The sequence below is a fragment of the Pseudomonas reactans genome, assembly GCF_013387025.1.
GTDB classification, from domain to species: domain Bacteria; phylum Pseudomonadota; class Gammaproteobacteria; order Pseudomonadales; family Pseudomonadaceae; genus Aquipseudomonas; species Aquipseudomonas reactans.
The window spans coordinates 79,146-104,171 of record NZ_JACAQP010000004.1; the positions used below are offsets into that span (position 1 = coordinate 79,146).

Sequence of the window (25,026 nt, forward strand, 5' to 3'; positions counted from 1 at the left end):
TTTAACAGGCTCGCAGGATTCTGCTCTGTCAGAACGACAGTGTGACGTACCACTCGATCTAAATTTGCCGGTTTTGATACTTTGCCGCAGGATGTCGGGGTTATTTGCGACTAATGTTTACAGTTCGCGTGTTTGATAACCCCTATCATTGGTGATTATCTGGCCGCACGTCATAATGCCCGCCGCCACGAAATTTTGCAGAGTCTAGGGAGCTAGCTTGTCTACGCCTGTCGAACCCTTGCGTTTGCTGCTGCTGGCCGATGAGCCCGCGTGGGCAGCGTTGTTGCGCGAGTGCCTGGCGCCGATGGGCGATGGGGCTGTGCTGATCAGCGCGCCAAATTGGGAGTCCGTGAGCCGTCTGTTCGATGACGACCACAGCGCCGTGCTGTTGACCACGCCCAGCCTGCAACCCGGTCCTGGCCGCTGCAGCCTGCCGTGTGTATTGCTGCTGGAGCAGGAACCGTTGGTTTCGCCGCTTGGCGTCAGCGATTGGCTGGTACGGGATGTATTGGATGCTGACACAGTGCGCCGCTGCCTGCGCCACGTCCGCGAGCGCGGTGTATTGGAAAACACCCTGCAACGCCTGGCCGAACAGGACCCGCTCACCGGGATCGCCAACCGCCAGGGTTTCCAGACCCTGCTGACCGCGCGCCTGGCCGAGAATGAAGGCCGTGGCCTGGCCCTCGGCCATTTGGACCTCGACAATTTTCGTCACGCCAACGATGCCCTCGGCCACCAGGCCGGCGACCGGCTGATCCTGCAAGTGGTTTCGCGGCTCAAGAGCCAGCTTGAGGTTGGAGACCAACTGGCGCGCCTGGGCAGTGACGAATTCGCGCTATTGATCGACACCCGTCGCGCACCTCAGCGTGCCGAGTGGATGGCCGAGCGCATCACCGAAGTCATGGCCGAACCCTACTGGGTGGATGGCGAAAGCCTGCTGATCGGCTGCAGCCTGGGCGTGGCCCATGCCCGCGCACGTGCTGGCGCCGACCCGCTGATGTGGCATGCGCATATCGCCATGCAACAGGCGAAGAGCACCCAGGGCTGCACCTTTCATATTTTCAACGAACGCATCAACCGCAACGCACGCAGCCTGGCCGACCTGGAAAGTGAGCTGCGCCGTGCCCTGCGTCGTGACGAACTGGAGCTGCATTACCAGCCGCGCCTGGACCTGGACGACGGGCACATCGTCGGCCTTGAAGCCCTGGTGCGCTGGCGGCATGGCGAGCGGGGGCTGTTGCCGCCGAGTGAGTTCGTGCCCCTGGCCGAGCAAAGCGGGCTGATCGTGCCGTTGGGCTACTGGGTGATCTCCCGCGCCCTGCGCGACATGCAGGACCTGCGCGAACGCGGCCTGCCGCCGCTGCACATGGCGGTCAACCTGTCGTTCCGCCAGTTCCAGGACAGCCAGTTGCTCTCCACCCTCAGTCGGCTGATTGCCGAGCGGGGCGTGGAGGCGCAGTGGCTGGAGTTTGAACTCACCGAAACCGCCGTGATGCGCCGCAGCGACCTGGTCAAGCAGACCATGGACGCCCTCGGCCGCCTGGGTGTGCGGTTTTCCCTGGATGACTTTGGCACCGGCTTCTCATCGTTCGTGCACCTCAACAGCCTGCCGATTGCTTTGTTGAAGATCGACAAGAGCTTTGTCGGCGGCATGGAAGAGCGCGAAGAGAACCGCAAGCTGGTGCACGCCATGATCAACCTGGCGCACAACCTCAATCTCGAAGTGGTCGCTGAAGGCGTGGAAACGCCGGAGCAGCTTGCGCTGTTGAGGCTGTTTGGCTGCGACCAGGCTCAGGGATACCTGATCAGCAAGCCGCTGCCGTTGCCGGAGTTGGTGGAATACCTGACCTTCGGCAATGGCCAGCAAGCCCGCGTGGGCGAGGGGCTTTAATCTGGCTGTGCAGCCTGGAACCCACCACGGGTTTCGGGCTCGGCGCCTTCCTGCCGAATCATCCGCTTCATCTTCGCTTCAAACGCCCAGGTCAGGCTGACTGCCGCGCACGCCAGGCCCAGCGCCAAGCCCCACCATACGCCGGTCGGCCCCCAGCCCAGGGTGAAGGCCATCAGCCAGGCCGACGGTGCCCCAATCAGCCAATAGCAGCCCGCCCCGATCAGGAAGGTGGTCTTGGCGTCCTTGAGTCCGCGAATGCAGCCCATGGCGATGGTTTGCACGCCGTCGAACAACTCGAACCACGCCGCCACGGCCAGCAGGCTGACGGCCAGGACGATCACGTCGTGGAACGCCGGGTCGTTATGGTCGATGAGCAGCCCGATCAACGGGTCGGAATAAAGCCACAGCACGGCGGCAAATCCCAACATCACCGCTGCGCCAAATCCTATGCCGACACGCCCGGCCAGGCGTGCCTGCAGCAACTGCCCGGCGCCGTAATGCTGGCCGATGCGCATGGTCACCGCGTAGGACATCCCCGCCGGCACCATGAACGCCACCGACACAATCTGCAACGCGATCTGGTGCGCCGCCAACTGCGTGCTGCCCATGGTGCCCATGCACAGCGCCGCGAACGCAAACAGCCCGACTTCCACCGCATAGGTGCCGCCAATCGGCAGGCCCAGGCGCCACAACTCGCGCAGGTACTGGGTATTGAGGCGCATCAGGCCGGGGGCCAGTGGGTAGGCGGCATAGGCGCGGTTGCTGCGGATGTACCACATCAGCGCCAGTGCCATGCCGTTGGCGACGATGGCGGTGACCAATCCGATGCCCATCAGGCCGAGCTTGGGCAGGCCGAACATGCCCTCGATCAGTGCGTGGTTGAGCAGATAGTTCAGTACTGTGCCGCTGAGGCTGATGACCATCACCGGAGTGGCTTTGCCGATAGCGCTGGTAAAGCCGCGCAAGGCCATGAAGCTCAAGTAACCGGGTAGCGCGAACGGCAGGATCGTCAGGAATTGCCCGGCCGACTGCACGTTGGTTTCCGTCTGGCCGAACATCAGCAGCAGCGGCTTGAGGTTCCACAGCAGTAAGCCAGCCGCCAAGGCCATCAGCCAGGCGAGCCACAGCCCGGCCTGGGTCAGGCGGGTGGCGCCTTCGATATCACCGGCGCCGTGACGGATGGCGACAAGCGTGCCTACGGCGGCAATCACGCCGATACAGAAGATCGACACGAACGAATAGCTTGCCGCGCCCAGGCCGCCACCGGCCAGGGCTTCGGGACTCAGGCGCGCCATCATCAGGGTGTCGGTCAGCACCATCAGCATGTGCGCCAACTGTGAGGCAATCAACGGCCCTGACAGCCGCAGAATGGCCCAGAGTTCGGTACGTGCTGGATGTTGCATGATCATCACACTCGAGAAGTCGGAGAGTTGGGGAAGGGTTGATTCTCGGCGCTCTCAGCTGATTGCACAAAGGGATAAATGCGATCATTCACATGATAAAAACTCATGCCTGTTCGATTCTGGTAGGGTTTGCGCATTGCGCTGCCGGAGCTTTCCCAATGTCCCGTCGTCTTCCTCCTCTTTACGCTTTGCGGGCCTTTGAGGCCGCTTCCCGGCACAACTCCTTCACCCGTGCGGCGGAGGAGTTGTCGATTACGCAAAGTGCGGTGAGCCGACATATCCGCACGTTGGAAGAGCACTTCGCCTGCCGCCTGTTCCAGCGCAGTGGCCGCACTTTGCAGCTCACCGAAGCGGCGCGCCTGCTATTGCCCGGCGTACGCGAGGGTTTCGCCGCGCTGGAGCGGGCCTGCCATACCTTGAATGCAGAAGACGACATCCTGCGCATGAAGGCGCCGTCGACCCTGACCATGCGTTGGCTGTTGGCGCGGCTCAGCCGCTTCCGGGCGTTGCAGCCAGGCAACGAAGTGCAATTGACCAGCGCCTGGATGAGCGTGGACGAGGTGGACTTCAACCAGGAGCCGTTCGACTGTGCGGTACTGCTGAGCTACGGGCATTTTCCGGCGGATTGGGAGGCCAGTTATCTATTCCCGGAATTGCTGATCCCGGTAGGTGCGCCAAATCTGCTGGAGGATGGGCCCTGGGATGCGGCGCGCCTGGCCACCGCCGAACTGCTGCACCCCACGCCCGACCGTCGCGACTGGCGCAATTGGCTGGAGCGCATGGGCTTGTCATCCCAGGTATCGCTCAAGGGCGGACAGGTGTTCGACACCCTCGAACTGGGCATGATCGCCGCCGCGCGAGGTTACGGCGTCTCCATGGGCGACTTGCTGATGGTGGCCGAAGATGTGGCCCAAGGGCGGCTGAGCCTGCCCTGGCCGACGGCGGTCGCCAGTCGCGAAAATTATTACCTGGTGTGGCCGAAAACCCGCCCCGGCGGCGAGCGATTACGGCGTTTGGCGGAGTTTCTGCAGGCAGAGGTCAAGGCCATGGAATTGCCCCAGGTCGAACGTCTCGACTGAGCGGCGACAGACCGTTCGTGCAATCGTTTGCGCGATACCCCTGTGATTCGCTCAAGTATTGCCTCGGCCCGCCGAAGTAGGTGTGTTGGAACCATCGTGCACCAACGCTTCCCACTAGATAATTTGCCGAGCAGCGCTATGAGATCAGGATGATCCTGGCCTCGGCCAGGAGCTGTCATGTCTCAACCTCGTGCTCGGATTGCCTCCCAGTTAGGCCTCGCGTTAGCCGTGATTCTGGCTGTCGTCATCAGCGGCAGTACGGTGTTTGCCTTGCGTTCTCTCGACTCCGCCAACCTCGCGACCCGTGAGGAACACCTGGCCAGTGAGGCGCGCTTGCTCGCCGACCAACTCAATACCTTCCACAGCACCTTGCGCGAAAGTACCCAGCGTTTGAGCGGGCTGTTTGAAAAGCGCTTCGGCGCGGGCTTGAGTGTGCATGCAGACCAGCCGGTGACTGTGGCTGGGGTACAGACCCCTAGCCTGTACCTGGGCAGTGAAGTGCTGAACAACAACTTCGATGAAGTGGATGAGTTCAAGCAAATGTCCGGCGGCGTGGCCACGGTGTTTGTGCGCAGCGGCGAAGACTTCATCCGTATCAGCACCTCCTTGACCAAGCAGGACGGCAACCGTGCCATCGGTACGGTGCTGGATCGTCAGGGGCCAGCCTATCAGCGCGTGCTCAGCGGTCAGACCTACATCGGCCGTGCGGTGTTGTTTGACCGCTCCTACATGACCCAGTACAGCCCGGTGCGTGACAGCAGCGGACAGGTCATCGCCGTGTTGTTCATCGGGTTTGACTACACCGATGCGCAGAATGCCCAGTTCGAGAACCTCAAGCGCTTCCGTATCGGCCAGACCGGCTCCCTGGCGTTGCTGGACGAGCAGAAGCGCTGGCTGGTGCCGCCGGCGGGTGTGCAGGCGCTGGACCAGGCGATCCCAGTGATGCTGGACCTGGCCAAAACGCCAGGTGCGGGCCGCTTCTGGGCGGACAAGAACGAAGACTTCTACAGCGTCTCGGTGCCCTTCGAAGGCGGGCCATGGGCAGTCGTTGCGAGCATGCCCAAGGCTGAGATTCGCTCGGTGACGTGGGACGTCGGCATCCGCCTGGTGATCGGTAGCGTCCTGGCCATGTTGCTGGCGGTCGGCGCAACGGTTTGGCTGCTGCGTAGCAAATTAGCGCCGTTGGGCGACCTGGTGCGCCAGGCCGAAGCCTTGGGTGCGGGTGATTTGAGCGCACGCCTGAATGTGTCCAGCCATGACGAAATCGGCCAACTGGCGCGCAGCTTCAACCAGATGGGTGAAGCGCTGTCGACCATGGTCTCGCATATCCGCAAGGCGGCCGAAGAGGTCAACAGCCGCGCCCAGGCGTTGTCCGGGTTGTCCGGTGGCGCGTATGAAGGCATGGAGCAGCAGTCCGGCGAGATCACCAGCATGGCCGGCGCCGTGGAAGAGTTCAGCGCCACCTCGCTGAACATCGCCGACAATATGGGCAGCACCGAACGGCTGGCCCAGGAAAACGCCCAGCAAACCCGTATCGGGCGCAACTCGATGCAAGAGGCTTCGTCGTCCCTGGAACACATCGCCACTGCTCTGAACAGCACGGCCACGGTGATCAACACGCTCGGCCAGCGCTCCCAGGAAATCGGCGGGATCGTCGGTGTGATCACCTCGATTGCTGAGCAAACCAACCTGCTGGCACTCAACGCCGCCATCGAAGCCGCACGTGCGGGTGAGCAAGGCCGAGGCTTTGCCGTGGTCGCCGATGAGGTACGCAACCTGGCGTCGCGTACCCGAGAGGCCACTGACGAGATCTCCGGGATGATCCAGAGTATCCAGCAGGAAACCGGCAACGCCATCAGCACCATGGAGCGCGGCAATGTGTTGATGCAGGAAGGCCTGTCGCGTAACGCCGACGTGGCGTCGGCCCTGGCGCGCATCGACGAGCAAAGCCGCTCGGCCGGTCAGCAGTTCGCGGCGATTACCACTGCCACCCAGGAGCAGAGCAGCACCGCAACCTTGCTCAGCAGCAACCTGCAGAGCATCGCGCTGGCCAACAGCGAGCAGCGCGAAGTGGTGTCGAACCTGGCGATCACCGCCAAGGAACTGGAGACCCTGGCGGCAGGCTTGCGGCATGAGGTGGATCGGTTTCGTTAAGACCTAGCGGTCGCCCAGCCCTGGGTCCACGCGCTTGCCGATGTCCTTGAGGCGCGCCAGTTGGTCGACCATGCCTGGGGCTTCGTCCATGCTGGTGACGAAGGTCCACAGGTAAGTCATGACCGCGTACACGTGGCCGGCCTTGACGGCGGGGGACAAGGCCAACTGGCTGATGGCGACCACAAAGAGCAAGGCGGCCAGCGTACCGAGAAACAGGTACGCAGCCGCCTCGCGGTCTGACAGCCAGATCCGCAGGCGCGACAGCACCTGGTAGTGGCGTCGCAAGGTCGGTGCACCGACTTTCTCCACCAGACCGATTTCCTTTTCCAAGCGATTGTTCAGGCGCTCATGCAGCGCTTGGTTACGTTGGGCAAAGCGCGGCAACAGCGTGATGCACAGCAGCAGTGCGCCCAGGCACGCGAGGCCGACCCAGGGCTCGATCACGATCAGCATCACCGCCGCGCCAATAATCGATACCAGCGCCGTGGCGATGATCGGCACGTGCTTCTCAAAGAAGTCGACAAATTCCCGTGCGAGCACCACCCGTGCCGCTGACTTGGAGGTGCTGTGGTTCTGCAGGCGCTGGTTCAGAATCACCGGCACCGCCAGGTCGGCGTAGATCCGGGTGAAGGTTCGGGTGTCCAGCGCCCGGCGTGCCGCGCCGACAACCCAGAACGCCAGGACCACGGCGGCATAGAACAGAGCGTTGCTGGCATCGCCACGAATGATTGCATCCACCGCAAACCCGGCAAACAACGGGTATGCCAGCAGCAGGGCATTTTCCAGTGCGACCAATGACAGCGTGCCTAACAGCTTGCCGGGATAGGCTTTGGCGATCGCCTTGAGGGTCTGGCCGGCGGATTGCTGGCCGATTTTCTTGCTTTCTTCGATCAGGATTTGAGGGGTGACGGATGTCATGGGTGCACCAAAGGGATGATAGACGCTATTATTGAGCGACTGCTCAAGTATCCTTGAGCGATCGCTCAAAAAGCAAGCGCCGCTTATCTGCTGGCGCCGAAAGGAATTGCCTATGTCGCGTATCGACCGCAAAGACCAGATCATCGCCGCCGCCCTGGAGCTGTTTCGCAGCAGGGGGTTTGCCGATGTGTCCACCCGCGACTTGGCCGAACATGCCGGGCTGTCCCGTAGCCACGTCTATCACTACTTCAGCGACTGGAAAGAGCTGCGCCGCGAAGCCTTTGTGCGGTTTGCCAACGAACAGTTGGACGAAGTGCGGGCGCCTCTGGCAGAAGCACCACCTCTGGAAGCCTTCGTGGGTTTTCTGCGTGACTGCCTTCCGAGCACTGCCGATGCAGGCTGGGCGCTGTGGCTGGATGCCTGGGACGAAGCGATGCAAGACCCGCAAATGGCCCAGGCTTACCTGGTAATCAATGCTCAATGGCAAGGTATGCTCGCCGAAGTGATCGAGCGAGGTGTCGCTGCCAATGTCCTGCGTTGTGACTCGCCACAACGTGCTGCCCGCCAGATCTTTGCCGTGGCGATGGGCTACGCCGACGACTTGATGCTCAAACCCTCCACGGAATCGGCCGAAGCGGCCTTGGATGAAGTGATGGAAGTGGCGCGATTGCTGCTGGACTTCCCCGAATCACCCTAGCCAACGGCCGCGGGCCGATACTGCAACGCTTCCGCCAGATGCGCCCGGGTGATGCTATCGGCGTGCTCAAGGTCGGCTAGGGTGCGTGCCACTTTGAGCAGCCGATGGGCTGCGCGCAGGGAAAGCGTCAGCCGTTCACAGGCGTTTTCCAGCCAGCATTCGTCGACCTTCGCCAGCGTGCAGTGCTTGCGTAGCCCCGGCAGATCAAGGAAAGCATTCGCACAGCCTTGGCGTTGCTGTTGGCGATCGCGGGCCTGGGCGACCCGTGCCGATGCCTCGGCCGTGTTATCGCCCGACTGCCGGGCAGGATTCAACGCGGTGGTTTCTCGCGCCACAGTGAGGTGCAAGTCGATACGGTCCAACAAGGGCCCAGAGAGCTTGTTGCGGTAACGCTGGATCTGCTCCGGTGTACAGCGACAACGCCCGCTGGGTTCACCCAGGTACCCGCACGGGCAGGGGTTCATGGCGGCCACCAGTTGGAAGCGCGCCGGGAAACTTACGCGGTCGCGGGCGCGGGAGATTACGATATGCCCTGATTCCAGTGGTTCGCGCAGTACCTCCAACACTTTGCGGTCGAACTCTGGCAATTCATCCAGGAACAACACGCCGTGGTGGGCGAGGGTAATTTCTCCCGGTTGCGGCTTTGACCCGCCCCCTACTAACGCCGGGCCCGACGCTGAATGGTGCGGCTGGCGAAACGGCCTGTGGGGCCAGTGGCTCAAGGGCGCCAGGCTGACAACCGACTGAATCGCAGCCACTTCCAAGGCTTCCTGCTCACTCAACGGTGGCAATAAACCCGGCAGCCGACTGGCGAGCAAGGTCTTGCCGGTGCCGGGCGGGCCGCTGAACAGCAGGTTATGCGCCCCCGCCGCGGCAATCAGCAGTGCGCGCTTGGCAGCGAGCTGGCCCTGTACTTCGCTCAAGTCCGGGTAAGGCTTGTTCAGATACAGCAAACCATCGGATTTGTAGGGCTCGATAGGCTGATGTCCATTCAGGTGAGCCACCACCTGCAGCAAATGATCCACCGCGATCACTTTCAACCCCGACGCCAGGCAAGCTTCCTCGGCATTCGCGCGCGGCACTATCACGGTGCGCCCGGCCTTGCGTGCCGCCAAGGCCGCCGGCAACACGCCTTTCACTGCCCGCACTTCGCCGGACAGTGCCAGTTCTCCCAGGCATTCCACGTCGTCGAGCATCAACGCCGGCACCTGCACGCTGGCCGCCAGGATTCCCAGGGCAATCGCCAGGTCAAAACGCCCGCCGTCCTTGGGCAGGTCGGCGGGCGCCAGGTTCAGCGTGATGCGGCGGGCAGGGTATTGCAGCGCAGAATTGAGAATGGCGCTGCGCACCCGGTCCTTGCTTTCCTTGACCGCCGTTTCCGGCAAACCCACCAGTGTCAGCGACGGCAGACCATTAGCCATGTGCACTTCGACGGTGACGGCGGGGGCTTCCACGCCAATCTGGGCGCGGCTGTGGACGATGGCGAGGGACATGCTCGTTCCTTGAAAAGAGGGCCGCTTCCTGCGGTTTTTCAAGGGTAGACGAGGTGGGGAAAAGCGAAGCAGGGGAGGTTTTACAGAACGTATCCACAGCTATGGAGAACCAACTGTAGGAGCGAGCTTGCTCGCGAAGATCGTCAACGATAACGCAGCGAATCTGGTTTGATGCGGCGCTCTCGGGTTCTTCGCGAGCAAGGGAGTTTTTATTCGGCGGGTGGGTTTAAACGCGCTTCCAGCTCAGCGACTTTTGCTTCCAAGCTTTCCAACCGCGCACGCGTGCGGGCGAGCACCACCATCTGGCTATCAAACTCTTCCCGGCTCACCAGGTCGAGTTTGCTGAACCCGCTTTGCAGCAATGCCTTGAATTGGCTTTCGATTTCATTGCGGGGCAACGGCGTGTCACCGCTGAACAGGCGAGAGGCGTGGCCGCTCAGGGCGTCGAGGAGGTCTTTGGGCGCGAGCATGGGAAATATTCCGGAAAACTGTTGGCCAGCAGTGTATCACGCAGCGTCTATAGTCTTTTTCACGACGGCGGGCGCACGCTTTTCGCGCAGAGGGTCGGGCGGCGGCGCACTGTTTTTGTGCGCATTGCCACCCTCCAAATGCCCGGCAGGTGGGCATAAGTGGGCAAAGGACTGATTTCAGTGGTTTTTACGGAGCTGGCAAGGTTTCTGCTTAGACGATCATGACCCATGCACTGATGCAGTCGCTGTGACGAATGCAGTGCGCCGACGGATCAGGGGTACAGGTTTCGTCACCAGTGGTTCGCGGGCGTCGCAAAGGCAAATGCCGAGGCGACGACGCGTTACAAAGCCAGGCACTGCGCTTAGACTTGAGACGGGTTTGTTTTCCTGGGGCAAGTCCACCAATTCGGGAGAGAGTTTTCATGAAGCTAGTCACTGCCATCATCAAGCCGTTCAAGTTGGACGATGTGCGCGAGTCGTTGTCCGAGATCGGCGTGCAGGGCATTACCGTTACTGAGGTCAAAGGCTTCGGTCGGCAGAAGGGTCATACAGAGCTGTATCGCGGCGCGGAATACGTGGTCGATTTCCTGCCGAAGGTGAAGATTGATGTCGCCATTGACGACAAGGATCTTGATCGGGTTATCGAGGCGATAACCAAGGCCGCCAACACCGGCAAGATCGGTGACGGCAAGATCTTCGTGGTCAATCTGGAACAGGCTATTCGCATCCGTACCGGCGAAACCGATACCGACGCAATCTAAGCCGCCAAACCCCAACGCCCCAGGAGAAAACAATATGACTCTGCGTAAATTCGCAGGGCTCGGAGCCCTGTTGTCCATCGTAATGCCAAGCCTGGCCATGGCGGCAGACGAAGTGGCTGCTCCAGTCCTCAATTCCGGCGACACCGCCTGGATGCTGACCGCCACCGCTTTGGTGCTGTTCATGACCATCCCTGGCCTGGCGCTGTTCTACGGCGGCATGGTCCGCTCAAAGAATATTCTGTCGGTGATGATGCAGTGTTTCGCGATCACCGGCCTGATCAGCATCCTCTGGGTCGTCTACGGCTACAGCATCGCGTTCGATACCACCGGTATGGAACAGGGTGTGGTCAACTTCAATTCCTTCTTCGGCGGCATGGGCAAGGCGTTCCTGGCGGGCGTGACTCCGGCCAGCATCACCGGCCCTGCGGCATTGTTTCCGGAAGCCGTGTTCATCACCTTCCAGATGACGTTCGCCATCATCACCCCGGCGCTGATCGTCGGTGCCTTCGCTGAGCGTATGAAGTTCTCTGCGATGCTGATCTTCATGGCGATCTGGTTCACCCTGGTCTACGCGCCGATCGCGCACATGGTGTGGAGCGGCAACGGTGGCCTGATGTGGGACTGGGGCGTGCTGGACTTCGCCGGCGGCACCGTGGTGCATATCAACGCCGGTGTGGCTGGCCTGGTGGCGTGCATCGTGCTCGGCAAGCGCAAAGGCTTCCCGACCACCCCGATGGCTCCGCATAACCTGGGTTACACCCTGATCGGCGCGGCGATGCTGTGGATCGGCTGGTTTGGCTTCAACGCAGGCTCCGCGGCTGCGGCCAACGGCACTGCCGGCATGGCGATGCTGGTCACCCAGATCGCTACCGCTGCTGCGGCGCTGGGCTGGATGTTCGCCGAGTGGATCACCCACGGTAAGCCAAGCGCACTGGGCATTGCCTCGGGCGTAGTCGCTGGCCTGGTTGCTATCACCCCAGCCGCAGGCACCGTGGGCCCGATGGGCGCCCTGGTGATCGGCCTGGTTGCCGGTGTGATCTGCTTCTTCTGCGCCACCAGCCTCAAGCGCAAGCTGGGCTATGACGACTCCCTGGACGCCTTCGGCGTGCACGGTATCGGCGGTATCGTCGGTGCGATCCTCACCGGTGTGTTCGCAGCCCCTGCGCTGGGCGGCTTCGGCACGGTGACTGACATCGCTGCGCAAGTCTGGATCCAGTGCAAAGGCGTTGGCTTTACTGTTATCTACACGGCGATCGTGACCTACATCATCCTCAAGGTGCTGGACATGGTCATGGGCCTGCGGGTGACCGAAGAGGAAGAGGCGGTCGGCCTCGACCTGGCGCAACACAACGAACGCGGCTACAACTTGTAATAGCGTGAAAAAAAGATGCCCGGCTTGCCGGGCATTTTTTTGCCTGGCGTTTGTCAGTCATACCAATGTGTAACGGTTTTTACGCCGGGTTTGTGATGGGATGCACACGGCACTTTTCTGCGTGCGAATGTCTTACAGGCATGTAGGCGTATTCGACACTTTGTTTTTTCCCAGAGCGCGCTAGAATGCGCGCCGATGGGCGCAGAACTGTATTTATCTGGGCGAGCACCGTGATCATGGCGGTGCTCGTAAAGTCCTCGTCGCCTTGCACGGTGATGGGGCATAAGCCACTGGTTACCCAGTGGATGTTGATTTTCTTCCGGCTGCCTCGACAGAGGGTGAAGCTGGGCTATAACTAATCTGCTTTTCGCAAGTCATGAGGTAGAACATGAGCGACGATGATCTGGAAAACGACGAACTCGAAGTGGGTGACGAAGACGACACCGAAGAAGGTCTGGAAGCGGCGGCGGAAGACGTTGCTGACGACGACGGTGGCGATGACGCACCTGCCCCGGCTGCCAAAGGCAAAGCCAAGGCTGCTGTGTCGGTAGATGAATTGCCAAGCGTTGAAGCCAAGAACAAAGAGCGTGATGCCCTGGCCCGTGCGATGGAAGAGTTCCTCGCTAAAGGCGGCAAAGTGCAGGAAGTCGAGGCCAACGTGGTGGCAGACCCACCGAAGAAGCCGGATAACAAGTACGGCAGCCGACCTATCTGAGGTCAGGACCCGCTTGTAAGAAAAAGCCCGCCGTCGCTGCGGGCTTTTTCATGGGTTTCTGTAGGAGCGAGTTTGCTCGCGAAAAACGTCGACGATAACGCGGGCATTCTGAATGAACGCAGTGCCTGGGCGTTCTTCGCGAGCAAGCTCGCTCCTACAGGTTTATGTGTTCCAGCTTGCGAGCAGCGGCGGCAGTTCTGTCAGGCTGCGAATCTCCGCATCCGGGCGCTTGTCGGCTTCCCACACCTTACCCGTCGGGTTGAACCACACCGCCCGAAGCCCCGCCTGTTGTGCCCCGGCAATGTCATCCCCCGGATGATCGCCAATATGCACCGCCGCGCTGGCGTCCACGCCACCGCGTTGCAAGGCTTCCTGAAACAATCGCGCATCCGGCTTGGCGATGCCGATGTCTTCAGCGCGCAGGGCAAAGTGGAAGTAGTCTGCCAGGCCCACGCGCTGCACGTCGGCGTTGCCGTTGGTGATCACCCCCAGCAGGAAGTGCTGGCGCAGCGCCCGGAGCATGGGCTCCGCTTCGGGGAAGGGGGTGAGTTGGTGCCGCGCGTGAATGAACGCTTCGAAGCACACATCCGCCATTTCCGTAGCTTCAGGCTGTGGATAGCCGGCTTCTTCAAATGCATGCATCAACACCCGGTGGCGCAGGATGCTGATCCGGTGTTTCAGCTCGGGATAACGCTCCAGCACCTGCAGGCGAAGACTGGCGAAGTGCTCCAGCGGCAAGTCACCAACCTTGGCGGCGTTGATCGCCAGCCATTCACGCATCGACGCTTCGGCGCTGATGATGACGGGTACGTTGTCCCAGAGTGTGTCGTCCAGGTCGAAGGTGATCAGCTTGATACTCATGAGTCGCCGCCCTTGATTCGTTTAGCCCGTGGATGGGCGCTGTCGTACACCGTTGCCAGGTGCTGGAAATCCAGATGGGTGTAGATCTGTGTGGTCTTGATGTCTGAGTGGCCGAGCAGCTCCTGAACCGCGCGCAGGTCCTGGGACGATTCCAGCATATGGCTGGCAAAGGAGTGTCGCAGCATGTGTGGGTGCAGGTTCTGCCCCAGCTCGCGTTCACCGGCGGCCTTGACGCGCACCTGAATCGCCCGTGGCCCCAGGCGTCGGCCTTGCTGGCTGACAAACACTGCGTCGTCCGCCGGGTTGGTCAAAAGGCGCAGCGGCAGCCACAGTTGCAAGGCTTCTCGTGCTTTGCGGCCTACCGGCAGGACGCGGGTTTTGCTGCCCTTGCCGAGCACTTGCACCAGGCCGTCCGCCAGGTCCAATTGGTCGAGATTCAGGCCGGTCAGCTCCGACAGGCGCAGGCCCGATGAATAGAACAGCTCAAGGATGGCCTGGTCGCGATGGGCCAGGAAGTCATCCTCGACGGCGCCATCTAGCAATTGCAGGGCGCGGTCGGTATCCAGGGTCTTGGGCAGGCGCCGTTCGCCCTTGGGCGGTGACAGGCCGTTGGCCGGGTCGTGGTCGCACAGGCCTTCGCGGTTCAAATAGTGATAGAGCCCGCGCACCGCCGAGAGCAGGCGCGACAGGCTGCGCGAGGATTGACCCGCCTGGTGCAGGCGTGCGATCAGGCTGCGCAGGCTCTGGATATCCAGAGCCTTCCAACTGTTGATCTGTTGTTTCGCGCAGTAGGCCAGGACCTTGTTCAAGTCCCGCCGGTAGGCTTCCAGGGTATGGGGCGACACCTGGCGCTCGTTGCGCAGGTGAGCGCAATAAGCGTCCAGTTGCCGTTCCATGGCTAGCGCACCGCGCGCAGGGCGGTAGTGAAGCGCGGCAGGACGCGGCCCAGTACTTCGGCGATGTAGGTCAAGAACAGCGTGCCGACTGAACTCTTGTAGTGCTGAGGGTCACGGCTGGCGATGGCCAACACGCCGTGCAGGCCTTGATGGCTGAGCGCGACCACCGCCGTGGAGCCGATCTGCAGGCGCTGTTCGGCACCAAACAGGAAGTCCAGCTCATGCTCGCGCAAGGTGCCGCTGATGGTCTTGCCTTCGGATAGCAGGCCGCCGATAGCGGTTTGTGCGTCGCTGCCGCTGACCCAGCGACCCACCGGCATCGGGTTGTCGCTGAACAGGATCAGGCTCACGAACGGCACCTGGAAGTCCTGGCGCAGGCTGTCTTCCACGGCGATCACCGTTTCTTCCAGGCTGGTGGCGTCCAGCAGGGTCAGGATCAGGCGACGGGTTTTCTCGAACAGGCGGTCGTTATCGCGGGCGACGTCCATCAGGTGCGAGAGCTTGTGGCGCATCTCGATGTTGCGCTCGCGCAGGATCTTCATCTGCCGCTCCACCAACGACACGGTATCGCCGCGCTGGTGGGGGATGCGCAGGGCCGGCAGCAGTTCTTCGTGCTCGACGAAGAAGTCCGGATTAGCCTCAAGGTACGCCGCGACGGCAGCGGCCTCCAGACTTTCGCTCGGGGATGCTTGTGCGGGTACTTGAGGCTTATCGGTCATTGGATTGGCTCACTCATAGACGGACCTGTCCTTCGTATACGCGCGAGGCCGGCCCGGTCATCATCACCGGGTGGCCAGGGCCTGCCCACTCGATGGACAAGCGTCCGCCGGGCAGGTCGATCAACAGCGGCGAATCCATCCACCCCTGGCTGATCGCGGCCACGGCAGCGGCGCAAGCACCGGTGCCGCAGGCCTGGGTTTCGCCAGCGCCGCGTTCCCACACGCGCAATTGCGCGCGGGTACGGTCGATCACCTGCAGGAAGCCCACGTTGACCCGCGCCGGAAAGCGCGGGTGGTGTTCGATTTTCGGCCCCAATTCATGCACGGGGGCGTTGTTGATGTCGTTGACCCGCAGCACGGCATGGGGGTTGCCCATGGACACGGCAGCGATGTCGACGGCCTTGCCATCAACGTCCAGGGCGTAGCTGACAGCTTGCTCGTTAGCCTGGAACGGAATGTCCGCCGGCACCAGGCGTGGCGCGCCCATGTTGACGCTGATCTGGCCGTCGCTGCGGATATCCAGCTCGATCACGCCGCTCTTGGTCTCGACGCGGATCTGCCGCTTGGCGGTCAGGCGTTTGTCCAGCACAAAGCGCGCAAAGCAGCGCGCACCGTTGCCGCACTGTTCCACTTCGGAACCGTCGGAGTTGAAGATCCGGTAACGGAAATCCACTTCCGGGTTGTTTGGCGCTTCGACGATCAGCAACTGGTCGAAACCAATACCGGTGTGACGGTCGCCCCACTGTTTCGCGTGTTTGGGCAGGATATGCGCGTGCTGGCTGACCAGGTCGAGGACCATGAAATCATTGCCCAGCCCGTGCATCTTGGTAAAACGCAGCAGCATGGCTTACTCCGGCAGCAGGCTTTCGCCAGCATACAACTCGGCTACCGTCTCGCGGCGACGCACTTCAAACGCTTGATCACCGTCCACCAACACCTCGGCGGTACGGCCGCGGGTGTTGTAGTTGGAACTCATGACAAACCCGTAGGCACCGGCCGAATGCACGGCCAGCAGATCGCCTTCTTCCAGGGCCAACTGACGGTCCTTGGCCAGGAAGTCGCCGGTCTCGCAGATCGGACCTACGATGTCGTAGGCGCGGGCTTCGCTGGCGCGCGGTGTCACGGCGGTGACATTCATCCAGGCCTGGTACAGCGCCGGGCGGATCAGGTCGTTCATCGCCGCATCGACGATGGCGAAATCCTTGTGCTCCGTGTGCTTGAGGTACTCGACCTGGGTCAGCAGCACGCCGGCATTGGCGACGATATAGCGGCCAGGCTCGAACATCAGCGTCAGGTCACGGCCTTCGATGCGCTCGCGCACCGCCTGGATATAGTCGGCAATCAGCGGCGGCTCTTCGTCGCGATAACGCACGCCCACGCCACCACCGAGGTCGATGTGGTGCAGGTAGATGCCGCATTCACCGAGACGGTCGATCAACGCCAGCAGGCGGTCGAGCGCATCCAGGAACGGCGGCAATGTGGTCAGTTGCGAGCCGATATGGCAGTCGACACCCAGCACTTCCAGGTTCGGCAGTTGCGCGGCGCGGATGTATACGTCCTCGGCGTCGGCAATGGCGATGCCGAACTTGTTCTCTTTGAGACCGGTGGAAATATACGGGTGGGTGCCGGCATCGACGTCGGGGTTGACGCGCAGGGAGATCGGCGCGCGAACGCCCATCTCGGCGGCCACGACCTGCAGGCGCTCCAGCTCGTCGGTGGATTCGATGTTGAAGCAATGCACGCCAACTTCCAGGGCACGGCGCATGTCTTCGCGAGTCTTGCCGACGCCGGAGAACACGATCTTGTCAGCCTTGCCGCCAGCGGCCAGTACGCGTTCCAGCTCGCCACGGGACACGATGTCGAAACCAGCGCCGAGGCGCGCCAGGACATTCAGTACGCCGAGGTTGGAGTTGGCCTTGACCGCGTAGCACACCAGGTGCGGCACGCCGTCGAGGGCGTCGGTGAAGGAGCGGTATTGGGCTTCGATATGCGCACGGGAATACACATAAGTCGGGGTGCCAAAGCGCTGGGCAATCGCGGACAACGCCACGCCTTCCGCGAACAGCTCGCCGTCCCGGTAGTTAAAAGCGTCCATGGGATTCCCTTATTCGTAGGTGTCGTGCTTATGCGCTTTGGAAGGCTTTTGCGACGATTGCGCCTGTTCATTCGGGTCTTTACTGTCATCGGGCAGGTACAGCGGGCCTTTTTGACCACAGGCACTAACGAGGCAAGCGACCGCGACGAGCGCAGCAAGGGAAGAGATCAGGCGCTTCATGGCGAAATCCTTGAATATGCATTAATTGCGCCCGAGTATACCGACCACCCGCCAGCTTGCCTATGCGCTGGAATACCCGTCCGGCGGGGGTTTGCCGACACAGCCGGGAAGCGTACTACGCTGCGTGAGGATTTTTCACACCGTCAATCGTGTTGAAATCGGTATCCTTTGCAATCGGCGGGGCTCGCCCGTATCGTGCGGCGCTTGAGCAAAACCAGACACTTTTGAGGTTGCCACAATGAGTTTGACCGAAGCCCGTTTTCACGACCTGGTGGATTCGACCCAGCAGGCGCTGGAAGATATTTTCGACGACAGCGGCCTGGACGTGGACCTGGAAAACTCGGCCGGCGTGCTGACCGTCAAGTTCGAAAGCGGCCAGCAACTGATCTTCAGCCGCCAGGAGCCGTTGCGTCAGCTGTGGCTGGCGGCGCGCTCCGGTGGTGTGCACTTCGACTACGACGAAGAAAGCGGCAAATGGCAGTGCGACAAAAGTGAGGAGCTGTTGGGTGAAATGCTCGCGCGCCTGGTCGAGGAATATACCGGCGAAGCGCTGGACTTTGATGAGTTGGGGCAGGACGAGAACTGACTGTGACCCAGCCTGCACCTGTCCGTCCGCCGAAGCCGCTGTTCAGTAATGTCAGCCCGGCGGTGCCGTCACCTTGTATCAGTTTGTGTCGCCTGGATGAGCAAAAAGTCTGCCTCGGTTGCTTCCGCCACGTGGAAGACATCCGTGAATGGCGCTCTGCCGACGATGCCCGCCGCCGGGTGATCTGCGCCGAGGCCGAGCAGCGCAGGGCGCGCGCCTGAGGTCGTCTTGTTTATTTGTGACGCTGTGGTAGTGTCCGGATACGCCTCAACTCATCGAGGCCCGTGAGAACCCCGCCTTTTCCTGGCGGGGTTTTGCTTTTTTGTGCAGAAAAAAGGAGTCTGCCTGAATCATGACCACCGCACCGTCCATCATCCTCACCCGTCTTGACGTGCAGCGTCTGGAGCAACTGATCGACCGCTTGGGCGACGAATCTCCCGGCGTCGAAGCGTTGCAAGCCGAACTCGACCGCGCCGAAGACGTGGTTGGCCACGATGAAGTGCCTGCGGGTGTCGTGACCATGAACTCCAGCGTGCATTGCCGTGAGCAAAGCAGCGGCAAGGACTACCACCTGACGCTGGTCTACCCGAAAGATGCCAATGCGGACGAAGGCAAGATCTCGATCCTGGCGCCGGTGGGCAGCGCCTTGCTGGGCCTGCAGGTTGGCCAGCATATTGACTGGCCTGCGCCGGGCGGAAAGACGCTCAAGCTGGAACTGCTCAGTGTTGAAGGCCAGCCCAAAGACGGTGGCGCATTCTCCATGTAACAGGAGCCGCTCTAAATCTGGCTCAGCGCCACATTGAGCGACAGCTCCAGCTCGGCCTTGTAGCGCAGATACAGGTTACTCGGGCTTTGCACATCGCCGAGCAGGCCGGACAGGTCCAGGTCGGTGATGTAGCAGCGGTAGCGTTCGGTTTCCCGGCGTTGCCCGACGATTTCCTGGGCGACCACTGCAAACAGTTGGTCGCCAAATTCCAGTTCGGAAAACTCCCGCTGATTGCAGTACAAGGTAATGCCAACCTGGCCCGGCGCGGCCTTGCCGATAATCGCCTGCACGTCGTAAAACGGTTTGTTCGCCGGGTTCAGCGGTGCGGGCCGAGGTTCGATGCCGCGCGCGCGACCGCTGCCTGACGGCAATAGCTGGTAATACAAGACCTGCACCGCGCCCAGCGGCTCTTGCGGGTCCAGCGGCGACAGCGCGTCCCGGCGATAAATGATCGACTGCAAGAAACGCTGCAACGGCGCCAACAGACTCTGTTCATCGTGAAACGGCAGGCGCTGCTGCCAGAGCGCGTTGAACTCATCCAATACATACAGTTCGGCGAAGCCTTCGTTGACCCGGAAAAATACCTGCACGCAATCGGCCATGCCCATCGGCAGCAGCAACGCCAGGTCGTGGTCTTCCAGGGCCATGGCGTCCAGGTGCAACGGGCTGTAGCTGGCCAATTCTTCGCTGAGATAGGCGATCAGCGCCTCTTGGGTCGGCAGGGATACGTGGTTGGCCTGGCCCGGCATCAACTCCATGACGTGATAGTGCTGCTGCACCTGGAGCAAATAGCGGTGATTGCCCTGGCCGAGCAGCAGGTTCTGCGCGGTGTCGAAGATTTCTTCCACGCGCTGGGCAATGAATTGCGCACGGTTGTGACAGAAACAGCGCACCCGCAGGCGTGGCAGGTGGTCCGACGGCAACTGGTTGAGGTAATCGCGCAGGCAGTCGAGCAGCGCGTGGGGGCCGTCGTAGCGGCTGACCATCACCTCGTTCCAGCTATTGAGCGTGACTTGGTCCAGGGTCAGCACCAGGTTGTCGCGTACACCGGCGTAACTCAGGGAGTCGGTGCGCTCGGTGGTCATCAGGATATTCAGGTCGCGGTGATGCTTGAGTGGGTCGACACCGACGTTGATCAGCAGCAACACTTCCTCGGGCACTGCCGAGCGCAGCAGGCGCTCTTCGTCCACGCTGGCCAGGGGCAGGGCGATGGTCTGTTGCAGGCTGCCCAGCAGGTTGAACAGCTCGAATTCGGTCATGTCGCTGGTGCCGGGGTGCAGCGCCAGGCGCGTGCTGCTGTCGATCACGCCGTTTCGATGGCACCAGGTCAGCATTTCCAGCAGGTCGCGGCTGCGCTTGATCGGCGCAAAGTGTTCCCATTCCAGCGCCGTAAGATTGCCGTTGTACAGGCCCCAGTGGTGCTGGCCCGGCTCCTTGCGGTTGGGCGATTGCACCAGGGTCAGGGTGTCTTCGGCCAAGTCCGGGGCAATGCCGGGGTTGATGAACTCCACTTTGCCGGCCTTGCGTTCAAAGGCGGCGTACAGGCGCCGACCCAGCACATTGAGGTCGCGCTTGTTGATCAGGCTGACGGTCTGTTCGGTGCGGGCGAATTGGGTCAGGAAGCGGTAACTGTAATTGAGTTCGTTCACCAAGGCGCGGCGCTCGGAAGCGACCTGGCGCACTTTCCATTGACTGCGGCTGTCGAGCAACGCCAATTGGCGCTGGTCCCAGCCCCATTCATGGGCCAGGCGCTCCAGCAGTAGGCGCTGCCAGCTGGTGGTACGCTGGCCGGCGCTGAGCTTGCGGTTGACCTTCAGGTACAGCGCGCGCCGTACCAGTTCCAGGCGCTCGGGCTCGTTGCGGGCCTTGAGGTATTCCTCGATGCGGCGGTACACCACGATGTACGGGTCCAGCTCATCCAGATCCATCTGGTTGGCGAACACCGCTCGCTTGAAGCGCAGGCTCAGGCAATGCACGTTCGGGTGTTCGCTGGCGTAGACCTCGGTCAGCAACAGCTTGAGCACGGATTTGTAGGGCGACTCGATGCCCTTGAACAGTTGCCACAGCCCGGCACCAATGAATTCGCCTGGGGGAATGCGCGCCAAGTGACCCAGGTCGAGGGTTTCGTCGGCACGGATAAAACGCTTGGAAATCAGCGTGTGGGTGAACTCGGCATAACGGGTTTCTTCATACACCGGCACCAGCCACCAGATCGGCGTGCGTCCGGCCAGCCAGATGGCAGTGCGGTAGAACTCATCCAGCAACAGGTAATGCTGGGTGGTGCCGCAGTCGTCGGAGCTCAGTTGCGTGTCGCGTTCACCGAGCACAAAGCGTGTCGGCTCGATCAGGAAGAAGTGGGCCTCGGCGCCCATGGTCAGGGCCCAGGCTTCCAGCAACTGGCATTTCTTGCGCAGTTCGGCCAGCTCAGTCTCGCTCAGGTCGGCGGCGTGACACACCCACACATCCATATCGCTCTGGTCGGCCTGGGCCAGGGTGCCCAGGCTGCCCATCAGGAACAGGCCATGGATCGGTCGCGGCGGGTTGCCGTGGCGTGTCTTGTAGGAGAACGATCGAGTCAGGCGCTGGGCTTCGGTGAGGGCTTGGGCGTCCGGTTCGTAATTCGACAGACCCGCCGGCGTACTGCCTGACACATAGCCCGGCAGCAGCGGATGGTTGACGTGGAAAAACAGCGGCAACAGGTTCAGCACGCTTTGCTGGCGCGGCGTCAGCCCCTCGATGGCCCGGGCCATACGGCCTTCATTGAGGGCCATGAACCGCGCGCGCAACTGGGCCAGCACCTTGCGGTCGATGCCTTCGTCCAGGTCGGGGCGGATTTCATGGGTGCGGGTCATGTCGAACTCGGTGGCTCGCAGGGCCCGACGTGGGCGGCCGTGTAGGAGTTTACAGCCAGTAGCGTAGGAGGTTTAGAGGGAAATGGTTTTTGACGTCAGAATTTTTGCACGGGCACAGCAACGCCCTCGGAATCCGCAAAGGGCGGACTCCATGGGCGGTATCCGGTATCAGGCGGCTTCTTTGGTGGTGGCAGTGGTCAAGATAGTCAGCAGGGTCTGGGCCTGCTCTGCGGCGTCCCGGCCAAGGCTGGTCAGGTAGCCCCCGTCCGGCTGGTCGATAAGTCCTTTCGCGTGGAGGCGTTTGGCAGCGGCGATGGCAGTAGGCGCAGCGGTCTGGTGGACTTTCAGACCTTCTTTGGTGCTGTCCAGGGGGAAGAGTACAAGGATTTCCAGTTCGGCAACCAACTCAGGGGTATACGACATAAGGACTCCAGACTTTCTAAGAATTTATTAGAGGCTAGCAGGCCATAAGGTGAACGCACTTTGCCGAACTGTCCAGTGTGTTGCCGCGTGTTGGATTTATTGCTTTTCGGGCGGCAATTCCGGCAGGGCGCGCAGTGCAGTTTCATACCATTCGGTATTGAAGGCGCGGTCCTCTTCCAGCAGCGCGTCGATCTCGACCGCGAGCACGTGGGCCATCAGTTGCAGGATCTCTTCACGCTCGTAGCCCACCAAGGTCAGCTTGTTGAACGTGGCCTTGGCGGCCGGTGGGTTTTCGCTCTCGATCTGGTTCTCGATCGCTTCAATCAGCGTGGTTTCGGCGAATTCTTCTTCGTCGTTGTCGATATCGGTCGGCTCGCTCATGGCAGGCTCCTCAAGGAAAGGGCGCCAGTCTACCCCCATTCAGGTGGGTGATGCTGCTGGTCAGGGCGGGCGCCGGGATCTATAACAGTTGCAGCCAACCCCATTCCCGGCCTGGAGGCACAGACATGCTCAAGCTTTATGGATTTTCGGTCAGCAACTACTACAACATGGTCAAGCTGGCGCTGCTGGAGAAAGGGCTGCCTTTCGAAGAGGTGCCTTTTTACGCTGGTCAAACCCCCGAAGCCCTGGCCGTGAGCCCGCGGGGCAAGGTGCCGGTGCTGGGCGTGAAACAGGGTTTTATCAACGAAACCAGCGTGATCCTCGAATACATCGAACACACCCAGGAAGGGCCCGCGCTGTTGCCGGCCGAGCCGTTCCAGCGTGCGCAGGTGCTGGCGCTGTGCCGGGAAATCGAGTTGTACATCGAGTTGCCTGCTCGCGCGTGTTTTGCAGAAGCGTTTTTTGGCATGCCGGTGCCGGAGGCGATCAAGGAGAAGTCCAAGGCCGAGTTGCTGTTGGGTTTTGGTTCGTTGGGCAGGCACGGCAAGTTCGCGCCTTATGTCGCTGGGGAGAGCTTCACGATTGCCGATTTGTATTTCATGTACAGCGTGAACCTCGCCTGCGCGGTGGGCGAGAAGTTGTTTGGGCTGGATTGGCTGGCTGAGATGCCAAAGGCCAAGGCGTTGTTGGACAGGCTGCATGCAATGCCCAACGCTCAGAAAGTGGCGGCGGACAGAGAGGCGGCGATGCCGGCGTTTATGGCGATGATCGCGGCCAAGAAATAGATTTTTGGCGTCTGGCAGGACGCTATCGCGGGCAAGCCCGGCTCCCACATTGGAATGCGATTTCCTGTGGGAGCTGGCTTGCCTGCGATGCTTTTAGCGGCTGGCGAGCAATTCCTGGCCGCGCAACACAGCTGCCTTCACCTGCGTCGGCGCAGTCCCGCCCACGTGGTTACGGGCATTCACCGAGCCTTCCAGGGTCAGCACGGCAAACACGTCCTGCTCGATCTGGTCGCTGAACTGACGCAGTTCTTCCAGGCTCATTTCCGCCAGGTCCTTGCCGGTGTCCACGCCGTACTTCACAGCGTGGCCGACGATTTCGTGGCAGTCACGGAACGGCAGGCCGCGGCGCACCAGATAGTCCGCCAGGTCGGTTGCGGTAGAGAACCCACGCAGCGCCGCTTCACGCATGATTGCGTGCTTGGGTTTGATCGCCGGGATCATGTCGGCAAACGCGCGCAAGGAGTCGCGCAGGGTGTCGGCGGCGTCGAACAACGGCTCTTTGTCTTCCTGGTTGTCCTTGTTGTAGGCCAGAGGCTGGCCTTTCATCAGGGTCAGCAGGCCCATCAAGGCGCCGAACACGCGGCCGCTCTTGCCACGCACCAACTCGGGCACGTCGGGGTTTTTCTTTTGCGGCATGATCGAGCTGCCGGTGCAGAAACGGTCCGGCAGGTCGATGAACTGGAATTGCGCGCTGGTCCACAGCACCAGCTCCTCGGAGAAACGCGACAGGTGCATCATCGCGATGCTCGCGGCGGCGCAGAATTCGATGGCGAAGTCACGGTCCGACACGCCATCCAGGGAGTTGCCGCCGACGGCGTCGAAGCCCAGCAATTGCGCGGTGTACTCGCGGTCGATCGGGTAGGTGGTGCCGGCCAGCGCGGCGCTGCCCAATGGCATGCGGTTGGCGCGCTTGCGGCAATCCACCAGGCGCTCGTAGTCGCGGCTGAGCATTTCGAACCAGGCCAGCAGGTGGTGGCCGAAGGTCACAGGCTGCGCGGTCTGCAGGTGAGTGAAGCCCGGCATGATGGTGTCCGACTCGCGCTCGGCCTGTTCCAGAAGACCTTTTTGCAGGCGGGTGATCTCGGACAGGATCAGGTCGATTTCGTCACGCAGCCACAGGCGGATATCGGTGGCCACCTGGTCATTACGGCTACGGCCGGTGTGCAGCTTCTTGCCGGTCACACCGATGCGGTCGGTAAGGCGCGCCTCGATGTTCATGTGCACGTCTTCCAGGTCGACGCGCCAGTCGAACGTGCCGGCTTCGATCTCGCCACGGATGGTGGTCAGGCCGTCGATGATGCTGTCGCGCTCGGCGTCGGTCAGCACGCCGACCTTGGCCAGCATCGTCGCGTGGGCGATGGAGCCCATGATGTCGTGGCGGTACAGGCGCTGGTCGAAGGTGACGGAGGCGGTGAAGCGGGCGACGAAGGCGTCGACGGGTTCACTGAAGCGGCCGCCCCAGGACTGGTTGGTCTTGTCGGTGCTCATGGATTCGCTCGTGATCTGCTTAATAAAGAGGCATGGAAGTG

The 25,026-nt window shown here is 61.7% G+C and carries 25 protein-coding genes and 1 pseudogene; 12 read left to right on the top strand and 14 right to left on the bottom strand.

Going from position 1 to position 25,026, the window contains the following annotated elements:
* Positions 1 to 217 precede the first annotated feature (217 nt).
* Positions 218 to 1,891, top strand: a complete 1,674-nt coding sequence (locus HX793_RS03780; protein ID WP_095013984.1) for a putative bifunctional diguanylate cyclase/phosphodiesterase — start codon at positions 218 to 220, stop codon at positions 1,889 to 1,891.
* Here HX793_RS03780 and HX793_RS03785 read toward each other — a convergent pair.
* Entirely contained in the window at positions 1,888 to 3,300 is a 1,413-nt protein-coding gene (locus HX793_RS03785) for a NorM family multidrug efflux MATE transporter (protein WP_177097196.1), read from the bottom strand. The two genes, HX793_RS03780 and HX793_RS03785, sit on opposite strands and share 4 nt — an antisense overlap.
* A gap of 152 nt (positions 3,301 to 3,452) precedes the next feature.
* On the opposite strand from HX793_RS03785, the gene HX793_RS03790 reads away from it, so the two are divergent.
* Entirely contained in the window at positions 3,453 to 4,373 is a 921-nt protein-coding gene (locus HX793_RS03790) for a LysR substrate-binding domain-containing protein (protein ID WP_016975905.1), read from the top strand.
* A gap of 177 nt (positions 4,374 to 4,550) precedes the next feature.
* Positions 4,551 to 6,527 carry a methyl-accepting chemotaxis protein gene (locus HX793_RS03795; RefSeq protein WP_177097194.1) on the top strand — a complete coding sequence of 659 codons (1,977 nt, stop codon included), beginning with the start codon at positions 4,551 to 4,553 and terminating at the stop codon, positions 6,525 to 6,527.
* A 3-nt stretch (positions 6,528 to 6,530) separates the two neighbouring features.
* Here the strand turns inward: HX793_RS03795 and HX793_RS03800 are convergent, their stop codons facing one another.
* Positions 6,531 to 7,445, bottom strand: coding sequence for an ABC transporter six-transmembrane domain-containing protein (locus tag HX793_RS03800; protein ID WP_177052603.1), 915 nt, complete (start codon positions 7,443 to 7,445; stop codon positions 6,531 to 6,533).
* A 112-nt stretch (positions 7,446 to 7,557) separates the two neighbouring features.
* Between HX793_RS03800 and HX793_RS03805 the strand changes: the two genes are divergently transcribed.
* Positions 7,558 to 8,142 carry a TetR/AcrR family transcriptional regulator gene (locus HX793_RS03805; protein ID WP_025999714.1) on the top strand — a complete coding sequence of 195 codons (585 nt, stop codon included), beginning with the start codon at positions 7,558 to 7,560 and terminating at the stop codon, positions 8,140 to 8,142.
* Here the strand turns inward: HX793_RS03805 and HX793_RS03810 are convergent.
* Both HX793_RS03810 and HX793_RS03815 read right to left on the bottom strand, forming a co-directional pair.
* On the bottom strand, positions 8,139 to 9,635 hold the full coding sequence (locus HX793_RS03810) for a YifB family Mg chelatase-like AAA ATPase (RefSeq protein WP_177058483.1): 1,497 nt from the start codon (positions 9,633 to 9,635) through the stop codon (positions 8,139 to 8,141). The genes HX793_RS03805 and HX793_RS03810 overlap by 4 nt on opposite strands.
* Positions 9,636 to 9,844: 209 nt before the next feature.
* Positions 9,845 to 10,105: an accessory factor UbiK family protein gene (locus HX793_RS03815; RefSeq protein ID WP_010567183.1), complete on the bottom strand. Its 261-nt coding sequence runs from the start codon at positions 10,103 to 10,105 to the stop codon at positions 9,845 to 9,847.
* A 422-nt stretch (positions 10,106 to 10,527) separates the two neighbouring features.
* Between HX793_RS03815 and glnK the strand changes: the two genes are divergently transcribed.
* The 4 genes and pseudogenes from glnK (at position 10,528) to sutA (ending at position 12,953) form a co-directional block, all read left to right on the top strand.
* Positions 10,528 to 10,866, top strand: coding sequence for a P-II family nitrogen regulator (gene glnK, locus HX793_RS03820; protein WP_002555808.1), 339 nt, complete (start codon positions 10,528 to 10,530; stop codon positions 10,864 to 10,866).
* 34 nt (positions 10,867 to 10,900) lie between these two features.
* Complete coding sequence (locus tag HX793_RS03825) at positions 10,901 to 12,238, top strand: ammonium transporter (protein WP_016975881.1); 1,338 nt, start codon at positions 10,901 to 10,903, stop codon at positions 12,236 to 12,238.
* Positions 12,239 to 12,449: 211 nt separating this feature from the next.
* Positions 12,450 to 12,524: pseudogene (locus HX793_RS03830) on the top strand (secondary thiamine-phosphate synthase enzyme YjbQ); the annotation flags it as partial.
* Between the two features lie 102 nt (positions 12,525 to 12,626).
* A complete protein-coding gene (gene sutA / locus HX793_RS03835; RefSeq protein WP_016975879.1) occupies positions 12,627 to 12,953 on the top strand; it encodes a dormancy-specific transcriptional regulator SutA in 327 nt (108 codons plus the stop codon).
* A gap of 162 nt (positions 12,954 to 13,115) precedes the next feature.
* Here sutA and HX793_RS03840 read toward each other — a convergent pair whose 3' ends face one another.
* The 6 genes from HX793_RS03840 to lptM are packed head-to-tail and all read right to left on the bottom strand — an operon-like array spanning position 13,116 to position 17,704.
* Positions 13,116 to 13,814 (bottom strand): HAD family hydrolase, encoded by a 699-nt coding sequence (locus tag HX793_RS03840; protein ID WP_095013979.1) that lies wholly within the window; start codon positions 13,812 to 13,814, stop codon positions 13,116 to 13,118.
* A complete protein-coding gene (xerC, locus tag HX793_RS03845) occupies positions 13,811 to 14,710 on the bottom strand; it encodes a tyrosine recombinase XerC (protein ID WP_016975877.1) in 900 nt (299 codons plus the stop codon). The genes HX793_RS03840 and xerC overlap by 4 nt, the downstream gene beginning before the upstream one ends.
* 2 nt (positions 14,711 to 14,712) lie before the next feature.
* Positions 14,713 to 15,429, bottom strand: coding sequence for a DUF484 family protein (locus tag HX793_RS03850; RefSeq protein ID WP_177097192.1), 717 nt, complete (start codon positions 15,427 to 15,429; stop codon positions 14,713 to 14,715).
* Positions 15,430 to 15,442: 13 nt separating this feature from the next.
* Positions 15,443 to 16,273 (bottom strand): diaminopimelate epimerase, encoded by an 831-nt coding sequence (dapF, locus tag HX793_RS03855; RefSeq protein ID WP_016975875.1) that lies wholly within the window; start codon positions 16,271 to 16,273, stop codon positions 15,443 to 15,445.
* Between the two features lie 3 nt (positions 16,274 to 16,276).
* Positions 16,277 to 17,524, bottom strand: a complete 1,248-nt coding sequence (lysA, locus tag HX793_RS03860; RefSeq protein WP_016975874.1) for a diaminopimelate decarboxylase — start codon at positions 17,522 to 17,524, stop codon at positions 16,277 to 16,279.
* A 9-nt stretch (positions 17,525 to 17,533) separates the two neighbouring features.
* Complete coding sequence (gene lptM / locus HX793_RS03865; RefSeq protein WP_010207449.1) at positions 17,534 to 17,704, bottom strand: LPS translocon maturation chaperone LptM; 171 nt, start codon at positions 17,702 to 17,704, stop codon at positions 17,534 to 17,536.
* Positions 17,705 to 17,942: 238 nt separating this feature from the next.
* Here lptM and cyaY point away from each other — a divergent pair, with 238 nt between their 5' ends.
* The 3 genes from cyaY to rnk all read left to right on the top strand — a co-directional run bounded on the left by cyaY (position 17,943) and on the right by rnk (position 19,056).
* A complete protein-coding gene (gene cyaY / locus HX793_RS03870; RefSeq protein ID WP_016975873.1) occupies positions 17,943 to 18,290 on the top strand; it encodes an iron donor protein CyaY in 348 nt (115 codons plus the stop codon).
* 2 nt (positions 18,291 to 18,292) lie between these two features.
* Complete coding sequence (locus tag HX793_RS03875; RefSeq protein WP_016975872.1) at positions 18,293 to 18,511, top strand: DUF1289 domain-containing protein; 219 nt, start codon at positions 18,293 to 18,295, stop codon at positions 18,509 to 18,511.
* 131 nt (positions 18,512 to 18,642) lie between these two features.
* Positions 18,643 to 19,056, top strand: a complete 414-nt coding sequence (rnk, locus tag HX793_RS03880; protein WP_016975871.1) for a nucleoside diphosphate kinase regulator — start codon at positions 18,643 to 18,645, stop codon at positions 19,054 to 19,056.
* A gap of 11 nt (positions 19,057 to 19,067) precedes the next feature.
* Here the strand turns inward: rnk and HX793_RS03885 are convergent, their stop codons facing one another.
* The 3 genes from HX793_RS03885 to HX793_RS03895 form a co-directional block, all read right to left on the bottom strand.
* A complete protein-coding gene (locus HX793_RS03885; protein WP_177052610.1) occupies positions 19,068 to 21,908 on the bottom strand; it encodes a class I adenylate cyclase in 2,841 nt (946 codons plus the stop codon).
* Positions 21,909 to 22,076: 168 nt separating this feature from the next.
* The gene (locus HX793_RS03890; protein WP_010207442.1) at positions 22,077 to 22,331 is read right to left on the bottom strand and encodes a TIGR02647 family protein; all 255 of its coding nucleotides are present in this window, start codon (positions 22,329 to 22,331) and stop codon (positions 22,077 to 22,079) included.
* 96 nt (positions 22,332 to 22,427) lie between these two features.
* Positions 22,428 to 22,712, bottom strand: a complete 285-nt coding sequence (locus HX793_RS03895) for a hypothetical protein (protein ID WP_010207441.1) — start codon at positions 22,710 to 22,712, stop codon at positions 22,428 to 22,430.
* A 125-nt stretch (positions 22,713 to 22,837) separates the two neighbouring features.
* Between HX793_RS03895 and HX793_RS03900 the strand changes: the two genes are divergently transcribed.
* Entirely contained in the window at positions 22,838 to 23,497 is a 660-nt protein-coding gene (locus HX793_RS03900; protein ID WP_033897504.1) for a glutathione S-transferase family protein, read from the top strand.
* A gap of 93 nt (positions 23,498 to 23,590) precedes the next feature.
* Here HX793_RS03900 and argH read toward each other — a convergent pair whose 3' ends face one another.
* Positions 23,591 to 24,985 carry an argininosuccinate lyase gene (gene argH, locus HX793_RS03905; protein ID WP_177052612.1) on the bottom strand — a complete coding sequence of 465 codons (1,395 nt, stop codon included), beginning with the start codon at positions 24,983 to 24,985 and terminating at the stop codon, positions 23,591 to 23,593.
* Between the last annotated feature and the right edge of the window lie 41 nt (positions 24,986 to 25,026).